Origin of the sequence: Bradyrhizobium sp. HKCCYLS2038 (assembly GCF_051167655.1) — a bacterium.
Classification (GTDB): domain Bacteria; phylum Pseudomonadota; class Alphaproteobacteria; order Rhizobiales; family Xanthobacteraceae; genus Bradyrhizobium.
This window is the reverse complement of sequence record NZ_JBNPTM010000001.1, coordinates 346,580-359,058: the sequence shown is the minus strand read 5'-3', so window position 1 is coordinate 359,058 and position 12,479 is coordinate 346,580. Positions and strand designations below refer to the sequence as shown.

Here is a 12,479-nt window from a genome sequence, read left to right as displayed (position 1 = left end):
CGGCTCAATCGTTCTGCGCCAGCACCTCGCGCAACGCGTCGGTCAACCGCGACAGCTCGGCCTTGGAGCCGATCGTGATGCGCAGATAGTCCTTGATCCGCGGCGCGGTGAAATGGCGCACGAGCACGGCGCGCTCGCGCAAGGCGCTCGCCAACGCCTGGCCCGACCGGTCCGGATGCCGGGCGAAGACGAAATTCGCACTCGACGGCAGCACGTCGAAGCCAAGCCGCACCAGCGCCGCCGTGAGCTCGGCGCGATTCTCCATGATGGCCGCGCGCGCCTCTTGGAAATGCGCGTCGTCCTCGATAGAGGCGATCGCGCCCGCCTGCGCCGGACGGCCGAGCGGATAGGAGTTGAAGCTGTCCTTGACCCGAGTCAGTCCCTCGATCAGCCCGGCATCGCCGATCGCATAGCCCACCCGCAGCCCGGCCAGGGCGCGCGACTTCGACATGGTGTGCACCACCAGCAGATTGGGATGCTCGGCGACCAGGGGGATCGCCGTCTCGGCGCCGAAATCGACATAGGCCTCGTCGATCACGACGGCCGCGTCGCTGCGCGCCGACACCAGCCGCGCGATCTCCGCAAGCGGCAGCGCGATGCCCGTCGGCGCGTTCGGATTGGCGATGATCACCGGCCCCTTGCGATCGAGATAGTCGTCGACGCGCACGCGCATCTCCGCATCGAGCGGAATGGTGGTGAAGTCGATGCCGAGCAGCCGGCAATAGACCGGGTAGAAGCTGTAGGTGACGTCGGGAAACAACAGCGGCGCCGGCTGTTTCAGCAGCGCTGCGAACGCATGCGCCAGCACCTCGTCGGAGCCGTTGCCGACGAACACCTGCTCGGGCGCAACCTTGTGATGGGCGGCCAGCACCTCGCGCAGACGCGTCGCCTGCGGATCGGGATAGAGCCGCAGCGTCTCGCCAGCAGCCGCCTGGATCGCGGCGATGGCCTTCGGCGACGGCCCGAATGGGCTCTCATTGGTGTTGAGCTTGACGAGGCCCGGAATCTGCGGCTGCTCGCCGGGCACATAGGGCGACAGCCCATGCGTCAACTCTGACCAGAACCGGCTCAAGATCATCTCCCTGCAGACAAGCAACGCGCCCGCCGGACATCGAGCGGATGCGGCGAAGGCGCAAATTCATCGTGCGACGTTGTAGCGGAAAATGGCGCGCCGGGAAGGCTTCAAACGGTTGCCCCTCGGATTCGTCGTTCAAAAGCATGGCTTCGCCACGCTAACGGCGGTCCAGATGGTGTCAGTCGAGCTCGCTTGAACGGCCTTTCGGCCGTCGACCACGGGTATCGACGGTTTGACGTACGGACCCGGCGAGAGAGCCGTCCCCTAGACGCAGGCGCCGAACCGCTGGTTACGTGGAGACGCAACCAGCGACGTCGACAGAAGGCTTCCACTTCGGCGCACACCAACGACATGAACCGCGAGGCGCATTGTCGCGCGGGTGCGTTACCCTTACGCGATTGGCTGCCGATCATAACCCAGTCTGCGAGATGAACTTGGTGTTGAAGTAGGCTTCCATCGCCTCGGTGCCACCTTCCGAGCCGTAACCGGAATCCTTGATGCCGCCGAAAGGCACTTCAGGCAGCGCCAGACCGAAGCTGTTGATCGACATCATGCCGGCTTCGACGGCCGAGCCGATCGCAGTGGCCGTCCTGGTCGAGCTGGTGAAGGCATAGGACGCGAGACCAAACGGCAATCGGTTGGCCTCCTCGACCACTTCGTCGAAGGTCGAGAATCGCGAGATCAGGGCCAGGGGCGCGAACGGCTCCTCGTTCATGGCGCGCGCCTCCTTCGGCACGTCGCTGACGACGGTCGGGGCGTAGAAATAGCCCTTGTTGCCGACGCGGTGCCCACCGGTCTCCAGCCTGGCGCCCTTGCCGACGGCGTCCTGTACCATGCCCTCGATCGCAGCCACGCGGCGCGGGTTGGCGAGCGAGCCCATCTTGGACTCCGGATCGAGGCCGTTGCCGACCTTGAATGCCTTGGCGCTGTCCACGAATGTGTCGACGAACTCACGGAAGACCTCGTCCTGCACCAGCATGCGCGTCGGCGAGATGCAGACCTGTCCGGCGTTGCGATACTTTGCCGCCGCCAGGATCTTTGCGGCCGAAGTGACATCGGCATCCTTGAACACGATGGCCGGCGCGTGGCCGCCGAGCTCCATGGTGGCGCGTTTCATGTGCAGGCCGGCGAGCGCGTTCAACTGCTTGCCGACATGTGTGGAGCCGGTGAAAGAGATCTTTCGGATCACCGGGTGCGGGATCAGGTATTCGGAGATCTCCGACGGCACGCCGTAGACGAGGTTGATGACCCCATCGGGCACGCCCGCATCCGCAAACGCGCGAATGAGCTGGGCCGGCGAGGCCGGCGTCTCCTCAGGCGCCTTGACGATGATCGAGCAGCCGGCGGCGAGCGCGGCTGAGAGCTTACGCACGACCTGGTTGATCGGAAAATTCCAGGGGGTGAACGCCGCGACTGGACCAACCGGCTCCTTCATCGCGATCTGGTAGATGCCGGGGCCACGCGCCGGGATGAGGCGGCCGTAGGCGCGCTTGGCTTCCTCGGCGAACCATTCGATGACGTCGGCGGCGGCCATCGCCTCCATCTTGGCTTCGACCAACGTCTTGCCCTGCTCCATCGTCAGGAGCGGTGCAATCTCGTTATTGCGCTCGCGCATGATCGCGGCAGCCTTGCGCATGATGCGACAGCGCTCGAACGGCGCGACGTTGCGCCAGACCTTGAAGCCGGCAGCGGCCGCCGCCAGCGCCTCGTCGAGATCCGCCTTTCCGGCATGGGCGACGCTGCCGATCACCTCTTCGGTCGCTGGATTTCTGACATCGATGACGTTGCCCGAATGGGCGGGACGCCATCGGCCGGCAATGAAAAGCTCTGTGCTCGAATAGGCCACTGGACTCTCCTGTCGTTGCAAGTTGCCGGATTTAACCGGCGTCATGACATATCGCATCCGCCGCGCGCGTCATCTCCGGTCCGAGATAGAGACGGAAGCGCGGCTCGGTGACCAGGGAGCGAAAGTCCGCAACCTGCGTGACCCCGCCGCCGGCCACGAACAGAAAGCGGCCGGCGATCTCGGCGAGAATGTCCAGATGCCAGGACGCAGTCGGATGCATGCAGAGAATCACCAGCCTGCCCTCTCCCGCCAGCTTGCGGAAGAAATCGAGCATGAAGCCGATATAACCGTCCTGCAGGTTGAACTGCGGCTCGTCGAACAGATGCACGAGCGGTGTCGCCGTCGGCGACGGCGCCAGGAGCGCCGACGGAATCCGCTTGCGAAAGCGCCTGACCTGATAGGACTGATGATAGTGGATCGCGAGCCGGTCGCGCTCGCGGTATTTGACACCGTGGATGTCGGTGCCGGCGACCAGCACGCGGCCCGAGGTCGGCGCGTTCGAGCCCGTCATCATCTCGAACAAGGTGGTCTTGCCTGCCCCGTTCGGGCCGACGACACCGACGATGCCCGGCTCGTCCAGCGCCAGATCGGCGTTGAGCGTGAAGGTCGGGCGACGGATGACGCGTCCGCTGGTGTAGACCTTGCTGACGCGATCGAGGACGAGCAGAGGTGCGGACACTTATTGGACTCCCAGCAGACGCTGACGAAGCAAGCGGTCGTCGCGGAGCGTGGCGGCCTCGCCGGTCCAGACGATCCGGCCCCGGTCGAGCACGGCGGCATGATCGGCAACCGACAACGCAATCTCCGCGTTCTGCTCCACGACCAGCGAAGCGATGCCCTCCTGCTTCATGCGCATGATGGTCGCGAGCACGTCGCCGACGATCTTGGGCGCGAGCCCCTGGCTCGGCTCGTCGAACAGCACCAGTCCCGGCGAACCGACCAGCGCACGCGCGATTGCCACCATCTGCATCTCGCCGCCCGACAGGTTTTCGCAGTCGCGCTCCATCAGATAGGCGAGCGGCGAGAAGATCTCGCTCGCCTCCTTGACGGTCCAACGCCGAAAGCGCGTGCGCTTCTGCGCAATCGCCAGGTTGCGCGCCACCGAGAGGGTTGGACACAGCCGCCGGTCGTCGGGCACCCAGCCGATGCCCGCGCGCGCGATCTCGTGCGTCGGTGCGCGCGTCACCTCGCGGCCGTCGAAGCGGACCGCGCCGCGCCGCGGCCGCGTCAGCCCGAGGATCGAGCGGAGCATGGTGGTCTTGCCGGCGCCGTTCGGCCCGAGCAGCGCAAAGACCTTTGCGTCAGCGATGGCGAGCGAGGCTCCGAACAGCGCCTGGGTCTCGCCGTAATACGTATCGACCGCGTCCACCTCCAGGATCATGCGAATTTTCCCAGATTGGAGCGCCGGACCCATTCGTTCTGCTGCAGCTCCTGCGGCGTGCCGCGCGCGACCACCTGCCCCCAATGAATGACCGAGATGCGGTCGGCGAGCGAGAACAGGAATTCCATGTCATGCTCGATGGCGACGATCGTGAGCTTGCCCTTCAACCGCGCGACCAGGGCAGCGAGCCGCTGCACACCGTCGGATCCGAGGCCGGAGGTCGGCTCGTCGAGGCAGAGCACCCGCGGCGCCTGGGCCAGCGCGACCGCGATCTCCAGAGCGCGACGGTCGCCATAGGAGAGATCCTTGGCGCGAACGTCCCCTTTGTCGGCAAGCCCGACCGCCGCAAGCGCTTCGGACGCCTGGTCGAGGAGGCTGCGGTCGCCGGCCGCCGCGCGGATCATGTCGAGGCCGCGCGCGCGAAAGGCGGGCAGGCCCATCATGACGTTGTCCCGTGCCGAGAACTCGTCGAACAGCGTCATGATCTGGAACGAGCGGGCAATGCCCTTGGCCGCGATGCGATGCGGGCTCAGGCCGGTGACGTCCTCACCGCCGAGCCGCATCGATCCGCGGCTCGGCTTCACCCCGCCCGTGAGGACGTTGAAGAAGGTGGTCTTGCCGGCGCCGTTCGGTCCCATGACGCCGTGGAATTCGCCCTCGGCGACCGCCAGATCGACGCTCTCCAGCACCACGCGGTCGCCGAAGCGGACATGCACGCCTGCGGCCTCGATCATGCTCATCTGCCGCCTCCGAACAACAGCCGCATGGCGGAGCTGCCGCGCCGGCGTAGCGCATTCAGCGAATGCTGCTGCATGGCGGCTGCGATCGCCCCCGCGATGCCCTCGGGACGGAACAGCACGATCGCCATGAACAGCAGACCAAAGTAGAGCATCCAGGCGTTGGTCAGCGCGCCGATCACATCGCGCGCGGTGAGGAACAGCACCACACCGATCACCGGACCCCAGAAGCTGACGAGGCCGCCGCCGACCAAGGTCATCATCACGACGTAGCCGGACTGGTGCAGGCTCATGACATCCGGGAATGCGGCGAGTTGCGCCATCGCGAACAGGCCGCCGGCAAAGCCGGACAACGCGGCCGACAGCGTGAAGACCGAGGCCTTGTAGAGCCAGACATTGTATCCGAGATGGGCGGCGCGGACCTCGCTCTGCCTGATGGCGGCGATCACGCGGCCGTAGGGCGAGTGCACCAGGCGCCACAATACGACGACGCCGATCGCGAAGACCGCAAGCACGAAATAATAGAACGCGACATTGTTGGTGAGATCGAATGACACCACGCCGAAATCGGCCGGCAGTCGCCTGATCTTGAGCAGGCCATCCTCGCCGCCGGTGATGCGGTGCGACTTGATCGACAGCGTCCAGAAGATCTGGCCGAAGGCGATCGTCATGAAGGCGTAGTAGATGCCGCGGCGGTGGGAGATGAACAGCGCCACCAGCGCTCCGGCGGCCCCTGCCGCGAGCGCGGCGGCGGCGAGGCAGATCCAGAGATTGGCGGCGATATCGAACTGGCACAGCCCGAACGCGTAGGCCCCGATGCCGAAATACGCGCCGTGCCCGAACGACGGCAATCCGGCCGTGCCCAGCACCAGGTTGAAGGCCAGCGCGTAGAGCGCCCAGATCAGGATCTCGATTCCGAGATACGGGTATAGCCCGACCTGCGTGATCCACAGCGGCACGGTTGCGAGCCCGAGCCAGAGCACCAGCATCGTCGGCGTAACGAGGCGCACCGCATCGGACGAGGTCGACGAACCCACGATCATGTCCTAGACCTCGAGCACGCTCTTCTTGCCCCAGAGGCCGCGCGCACGGAACGTCACGACGGCAACGAGCAGAATGTACATTGACAGCAGCGACCATTCGGATGCGTAGGCTCCGGCAAGACCGACGCACAGCCCGACCAGCAGGCCGGCCACGACGGCCCCCCAGAAGCTTCCGACGCCGCCGAGCACGATGACGAGGAACGCCGGGATGACGGCATCGACGCCCATATGCGGACGAATGCCCCAGATCGGGGCGACGATGATGCCGGCGACCGCCGCGAGCATGGTGCCGAACACGAAGACCAGCAGCCTGAGCCGCGCCAGATTGATGCCGAGCGCGCGCACGATCTCGCTGTCATGGGCGCCGGCCTTTACCGTCGCACCAAACGAGGTCTTCTCGATCAGCAGCCAGACCAGGCCGATGATCGCCGCCGCGACGCCGGCTGCGTAGAAGCGATAGGTCGACCAGATCAGGTCACCGAACAGGAAGCCGCCGTTGACCGCGGACGGGACCTGGAGGACGTAGTCGCGCGTGCCCCAGACGAGGCGGATCAGTTCCTCGATCACCATCGCCGCGCCGAACGTCAGCAGCAGGCCGTAGAGCGGGTCCTTGCCATAGGTGCGCCGCATGCAGACCTCGATGACCATGCCGACGAGGCTGACGACGAGCGGCGCGATCAGGAGCGTCGCCGCGTACCGCCAGCCGAGCGGCAGCGCGAGCCATGCCTTGGCGAGATCTGCCGGCAGTGGCGGGCGCGGCCCGGTGAGCTGCATGGCGACATACGCTCCCAGCGCAAACAGCGAGCCGTGCGCCAGATTGATCTGCTCCATCAGCCCCACGATGAGCATGAATCCGAGCGCAATCAGCGCGAACAACAGGCCGAGCGTCAGCCCGTTGACAAGATGCGGAAGAAGGTCGAACACGGATTCTGGTCTCGCAACTGGCGTTGTCTACGCCCGGCGCGCGTGGCCCCGGGCCGGCGGCGCGCCCGGCGCCGCCCTTCTGCGATCTGACAAAATCCGCTGTCAGGAATCGACCGTCGGCACCTGCTCATATGGCGTCAGCTTGCATTTGGCCGGTGCCGCGTCGTCAGCCGCCGATTTCGGCTCCGTCCAGCTGATGAGCTCATACAGATCGGTCACGTCGGCAGGCTTGGCATTGCGCCGTGCCAGATAGATCGTCTGCTGCATCTGGTGCGTCGCCGGATCCATGTAGGCGTCGAAATGCTGCATGCGATCGGTCGCGGAGACCTTGAGGGTCTCCAGCTCCTTGATGATCTTGACGTTGTTGGTCGAGCCGGCGCGCTCGATGGCGCGCAGCAATTCGCGCGTCGCCATGTAGCCATTGTAGGACACATTGCCGGGCACCGGAATCGGGCCGTCCTTGTTGGCGGCCTGCCACTTCTTCACGAACTCGGCGACGCCCGGCAGCGGCAGCTTGTGATACCAGGTGGTGCCGAACACGCCGAACAGGCTGTCCGGCGCGCCCCAGACGTCGGGCCAGTCCTGCTGGTTGTTGATCCAGGCCGGCTTGCCGTCGAGCTTGAGCTGCGCCACCTGCTCGCGCAGCGCCTTGATGTCGTCGCCCCCGATCGCGGTGGCGACAACGTCCGGCTTGGCCTGCTGGATCTTCAGGAGATAGGCGGTGAAGTCGCGCGTATTCTGCGGCACCAGCAGATTGTCGATGATCTTTCCGCCGGCAGCCTCGACCTGCGCCTTGGTGGCGGCCGAGGTCGTATGACCCCAGACATAGTCGTTGGTCAGCAGCATCCAGTTCTTGCCGATGGACTCGACCGCGTTCTTGACCGACGCCTTGGAGAAGTTGGTGCCGTTGCCGTCCCAAACGAATTTGACGCGCGAACAGTTCTCGCCCGCCTCGCTCGGCGCCGAGGAGTTGGTGTTGAGGTAGATCACACCGTATTTGCTGGCGACCTGGGTGATGGCGTTGGCAACCCCGGAATGCAGCGCGCCGATCAGGATCGTGCAGTCCTCGCGGGTGATGAAGCGTTCGGCGACGCGGCTGCCGGTTGCCGGCGTCGTCTCCGTGTCTGCGGTGATGAAGCTGATCTGGCGTCCGAGCACGCCGCCTTTGGCGTTGATCTCGTCGATGGCCATCTTGATGCCGCGGAAATCATCCTGCCCGCTGTTGCCATATTGGCCGCTCGCATCACAGGTCAGGCCGAGCTTGATCGGCTTGCCGCCCTGCGCCCAGGCACGGTTCAGCTGCCACGGGCCGAAGAAGCTCCCGGTGCCGCCGATGACAGACGTCATCAGACTGCCCTTCAGAACGCTTCGCCGTGAAATCTCACGCCTCTTCATCGTTCCCTCCCGACCGTGAAGTGTCTTGTTGTTGACGGGCAGAATATTCATTCTATTTTATCTGTAAAGTGGAATATTTGATCCACGCGACAAAATGTCCTTAGAGAGAGAGGACCAACCTGGAGATTCAATTGATGAACAAGGCATCCGGCCCGATGAACTATGACGATCTGCGCGGAGCGATCGCGCAGCGTCATAGAGCTCTCTCCGGCCGCCTCCAGCAGATCGCCGAGTTCGTGCTCGACCACCCGACGGATGTCGCACTCGGCACCGTCGCGGAGGTCGCCCAGCGCTCGGGCGTGCCACCGTCGGCGATCGTGCGCTTCGCGCACGCCCTCGGCTTCGGCGGCTTCACCGAGATGCAGCAGGTGTTCCGCTCGCGCCTCGTGGCCGGAGTGGCGCCAAGCTACAAGGCGCGGCTTGCGCGGATGAAGAGCGAGGAGAAATCGGTGCTCGGCCGTCAGCCGACCGCGGTGCTGTCGCGCTTCGTCTCGGAAGCACAGGCGGCGCTCACGGCGCTCAGCCAGTCCGTGCCTGCGCGCGAGCTCGATGCCGCGACCGCGGTGCTCGCCAAAGCGCGCGACATCTACCTGATCGGCCTCGGCGGTTCGTTTCCGGTCGCGACCCATCTCGCCTACGTGCTGCGCAAGCTGGGACGGCGCGTTGTCCTGCTCGACGGCACCGGCGGCAGCATTCACGAGCAGTCGCACACGGCGACGCGCGATGATGCGCTGGTCGCGATCAGCTTCCGCAACTACTATCCCGATACGGCGCGGCTGTTCGCCGAGCTCGTCGGGCGCGGGGTTCCGACCATTTCCATCACCGACAGCCTGCTGAGCCCCATCGCCGACGGCGCAAGCGTCGTGTTCGAGATCCAGGACATGCCCGAGCCGGCGCTGCGCACCCTGGTGGCCCCGATGTGCCTGGTTCAGGCGCTGGCGATCAGCCTCGATCTCGCGGCGGATTGACATCGTTGAACGGAGAAGATCATGGCATCGCGTGAGGTGACGAAGATTTTGGCGGGCCGGGTCGCGCTGGTGACCGGCGCGGGACGCGGACTGGGCCGCGCCTTCGCCGAGAAGCTGGCAGCGCTCGGCGCTGATGTAGCAATTCACGGCATGCGCGAGAACGGTCCGGCAGAGTATGGCGAGGGCACCACGCTCACCGCCGTCGCCGCGGAGATCGGCGATGCGCTTGGCGTCCGCACCATGCGGGCGCTGGGGGACCTGGCCAAGGCCGACGACATTTCAAGAGTGATCGCGGAGACCGAGGCGGCCCTCGGTCCCATCGACATTCTCGTCCACAATGCAGGCGGTGATATCGCGGCCGGCGGCGGCAAGCCCGACCCGAACGATGCGGTCAACATTCAGGAGGCCGACGTCCGCGCGGTGCTCGACCGCAACCTGCTCTCGACGATCCTGACCTGCCAGGCGGTTGCGCGCGGCATGATGGAGCGCCGCCGCGGTCGCATCGTCACGCTCGGCTCGGTCGCCGCGTTCAAGGGCCGCACCAACAGTGCGATCTATGCGGTGGCGAAGGCGGGCGTGACGCACTACACGCGCTGCCTTGCCGATCAGCTCCGCCCGTACGACATCGCCGTCAACTGCATCGCGCCCGGCGATACCCGCACCGGCCGCTTCCTTGGCACCCGCGCTGTCGACCCGGACCGCCTGGTCGAGACCGGCACGCTCGACCGCATCGCCACCGTCGACGAGGTCGCGCGCGTCGTCGAATTCTTTGCAGGCCCTATGGGCGCTTTCGTTTCGGGGCAAGTGCTGCGCATCGACGGCGGCACCCAGTGCTGGCCGGCCTGACCACCATCGCGCTGGGCACCAAGCGCGAGCAAATCGATCCGATGCTGTACGGGATGGAGACCGTCCTGGCTGGATCGCGGTCGATCGGCAAAAGGGACAGCAGCCGACTACGGGAGTTCGTTGATTGAGTGGAGGTGCAACCACCGATACCGGCGTTCGCTTCCCGTCGTCATGTGAGATGACCGCCTAGCAAGTGGCGGAACCGCAATCGATGACGACTATCTCTCGAGGTAGATCAAGTGCTTGATTTGAATGGCGCGCCCGGAACGATTCGAACGTCCGACCCTCAGATTCGTAGTCTGATGCTCTATCCAGCTGAGCTACGGGCGCGTCTTTCGCGTGGCGGGATACAAGCCGTGGCCGGATCCCGGAAGGCTCGAGCGGCAATGCCGGCGGGCCTCGCGAAGGGCCTCTGACTAACGGCTCGAAGGCCGCTTGGCAAGGCTGGAGCGGGACATTTTGCGACCATTTTTCCGCATGGCACCGCGCGGCCGGGCATGCCTGCCACTCCCGACAACCCGCGGGTCCGGTTTCGGCGGCTCCGGCGTCGCCCCCCGGGAAAAATGGCAGATGCTCGATTCGTAACCGCTCAGGCGCTGGCGCGCTCGGTCCAGAAGGTCTGCAGCTCGACCGGACGGTCGGGAATCGTGATTCGGAAGGTCGCGCCGAGCGTGCCCTCGACCAGCTGGATGTCGCCATCATGGGCGCGCACCAGTTCGGCCGCGATGGCCAGACCGAGGCCGGAGCCGCCGGGCCGGCCGGCGCCGCGGAAGGCCTCGAACAGGTGCTCGCGCACCTTCGCCGGCACGCCTGGACCGGTGTCGGACACTTCCAGGATCGTCACGGCGCCCTCGCGGCGGCCGGTGATGCGGATCTGGCGGACGCCGGTATCCCCGGTAAGACTTTCCAGCGCCTGGGCGGCGTTGCGGACGAGATTGAGCAGCACGCGGAACAGCTGGTCGGGATCGGCATCGATCCTCAGCCCGCGCTCGACCGCCGCGATCCAGGTGATCGAGGCGTCGGGCGACAATCCGGCGGTCTCCCTCACCTCGGCCACGACCGGCTCGACAGCCACCAAGCGCCGGTCCGGCGCCGGCTCCTGCACCTTGCCGTAGGACAGCGTCGATTGGCAGAACGCGATGGCACGCTCCAGCGAGCGCATCAGCTTCGGCGCAAAGCGCTGCACCCGCGGATCGGGCACGCTGGCAAGCTGGTCCGACAACAGCTGCGACGACGCCAGCAGGTTGCGCAGATCATGATTGATCTTTGACACCGCCAGGCCGAGCGCGGCGAGCCGGCTCTTCTGATTCAGCATCGATACCAGGTCGCGCTGCATGTCGGCGAGCTCGCGCTCGGCGACGCCGATCTCGTCCGAGCGCTGGCTCGGCACGATGATGCGCGCCACGCTTTCCGGATTCTCGTGAAACCCGACGAGGCTCGCGGTCAGCCGCCGCATCGGCCGCACAAACAGGAAATGAAGTGCGAGATACACCAGCGCCGCGGTCAGGACGGCAAGCAGCAGCGACACGCCGAGCAGGTTGCGCGAGAAGCGGTACATCGCCTTCCGCAGCGGCTTCTCGTCGGTGACGACCTCGATGAATTGCGCGCGTCCCTGAGCCGGCCCGACGATACGCATGGTGTGATCGCCCGTCTCGGCCATCATCTTCAGCGAGTTCATGATCGATGACCATACGGTCATGTCGCGCATGTCGAAGTCATGATCGATCGATGCCGGCAGGTCGGCGCTGGCGAGCAGACGACGCTGCTGCCCCATCTTGATGGCGACGCCCCTGGCATTGATCGAGGTCAGGATCTGGCGCGCCAGCGAATCCGGCACCATGCCGGAGGGTGCAGCGTCGAGCACCAGCGCGGCGGTATTGGCTGCGGCGAGACGATCGTTGAGACGGTTGGTCCAGAAGTTCGCGATCGCGGGGACATACACCAGCACCGCCGCGATCATCACGAACGGAATGGTTAACAGCAGCAGCTTGCCGGACAAGCCGAGCCGGCGCGACCGTTTCGGTCGCAGACGCTCCAGGATCGGCTGGTTGTCGCTGTCTGGCACGTAGAGCCCTTGTAAGAGACACCCCTACCCTTACGGGTGCGCAAGATGGGACTGCACCGGAGTCCGGTCAAATTACGGATCGCTCATGTTCCGGTTTCCATCGTTCATAATGGAACCCGAAGCTGCGCGGCCCGATCGATGCCCCCCTGTCGTGCGGGCGCCAATCTCGCGCCATTTTGACGCTGCCCTTGGGGGCACC

Annotated in this window: 12 protein-coding genes and 1 tRNA gene; 3 read left to right on the top strand and 10 right to left on the bottom strand. The window is 65.7% G+C overall.

Annotated features, from left to right (window positions below; translation table 11 throughout):
* Positions 1 to 4: 4 nt before the first annotated feature.
* From hisC to ACQR1I_RS01575, 8 genes are all read right to left on the bottom strand, one after another.
* Complete coding sequence (gene hisC, locus ACQR1I_RS01610; protein WP_434865432.1) at positions 5 to 1,072, bottom strand: histidinol-phosphate transaminase; 1,068 nt, start codon at positions 1,070 to 1,072, stop codon at positions 5 to 7.
* Positions 1,073 to 1,484: 412 nt separating this feature from the next.
* A complete protein-coding gene (locus tag ACQR1I_RS01605; protein WP_434865431.1) occupies positions 1,485 to 2,921 on the bottom strand; it encodes an NAD-dependent succinate-semialdehyde dehydrogenase in 1,437 nt (478 codons plus the stop codon).
* Between the two features lie 31 nt (positions 2,922 to 2,952).
* Complete coding sequence (locus ACQR1I_RS01600; RefSeq protein WP_434865430.1) at positions 2,953 to 3,600, bottom strand: ATP-binding cassette domain-containing protein; 648 nt, start codon at positions 3,598 to 3,600, stop codon at positions 2,953 to 2,955.
* A complete protein-coding gene (locus ACQR1I_RS01595; protein ID WP_434865429.1) occupies positions 3,601 to 4,302 on the bottom strand; it encodes an ABC transporter ATP-binding protein in 702 nt (233 codons plus the stop codon).
* Complete coding sequence (locus tag ACQR1I_RS01590; RefSeq protein ID WP_434865428.1) at positions 4,299 to 5,042, bottom strand: ABC transporter ATP-binding protein; 744 nt, start codon at positions 5,040 to 5,042, stop codon at positions 4,299 to 4,301. The genes ACQR1I_RS01595 and ACQR1I_RS01590 overlap by 4 nt, the downstream gene beginning before the upstream one ends.
* Complete coding sequence (locus ACQR1I_RS01585) at positions 5,039 to 6,082, bottom strand: branched-chain amino acid ABC transporter permease (RefSeq protein ID WP_434865427.1); 1,044 nt, start codon at positions 6,080 to 6,082, stop codon at positions 5,039 to 5,041. Before ACQR1I_RS01585 ends, ACQR1I_RS01590 begins: the two co-directional genes overlap by 4 nt.
* A 3-nt stretch (positions 6,083 to 6,085) precedes the next feature.
* Positions 6,086 to 7,006 (bottom strand): branched-chain amino acid ABC transporter permease, encoded by a 921-nt coding sequence (locus ACQR1I_RS01580; RefSeq protein WP_434865426.1) that lies wholly within the window; start codon positions 7,004 to 7,006, stop codon positions 6,086 to 6,088.
* Between the two features lie 102 nt (positions 7,007 to 7,108).
* Positions 7,109 to 8,353, bottom strand: coding sequence for an ABC transporter substrate-binding protein (locus ACQR1I_RS01575; protein ID WP_434865425.1), 1,245 nt, complete (start codon positions 8,351 to 8,353; stop codon positions 7,109 to 7,111).
* A gap of 182 nt (positions 8,354 to 8,535) precedes the next feature.
* Here ACQR1I_RS01575 and ACQR1I_RS01570 point away from each other — a divergent pair, with 182 nt between their 5' ends.
* Genes ACQR1I_RS01570 through ACQR1I_RS01560 form a run of 3 tightly spaced genes read left to right on the top strand, consistent with a single transcriptional unit; the run spans position 8,536 to position 10,343 of the window.
* Positions 8,536 to 9,369, top strand: a complete 834-nt coding sequence (locus ACQR1I_RS01570) for a MurR/RpiR family transcriptional regulator (protein WP_434865424.1) — start codon at positions 8,536 to 8,538, stop codon at positions 9,367 to 9,369.
* 21 nt (positions 9,370 to 9,390) lie between these two features.
* Positions 9,391 to 10,215 (top strand): SDR family NAD(P)-dependent oxidoreductase, encoded by an 825-nt coding sequence (locus ACQR1I_RS01565; RefSeq protein WP_434865423.1) that lies wholly within the window; start codon positions 9,391 to 9,393, stop codon positions 10,213 to 10,215.
* A complete protein-coding gene (locus ACQR1I_RS01560) occupies positions 10,200 to 10,343 on the top strand; it encodes a hypothetical protein (RefSeq protein WP_434865422.1) in 144 nt (47 codons plus the stop codon). The genes ACQR1I_RS01565 and ACQR1I_RS01560 overlap by 16 nt, the downstream gene beginning before the upstream one ends.
* 125 nt (positions 10,344 to 10,468) lie before the next feature.
* Here the strand turns inward: ACQR1I_RS01560 and ACQR1I_RS01555 are convergent.
* A tRNA-Arg gene (locus ACQR1I_RS01555) sits at positions 10,469 to 10,545 on the bottom strand.
* A gap of 259 nt (positions 10,546 to 10,804) precedes the next feature.
* Positions 10,805 to 12,280, bottom strand: a complete 1,476-nt coding sequence (locus ACQR1I_RS01550) for a sensor histidine kinase (protein WP_434865421.1) — start codon at positions 12,278 to 12,280, stop codon at positions 10,805 to 10,807.
* Positions 12,281 to 12,479: the final 199 nt, after the last annotated feature.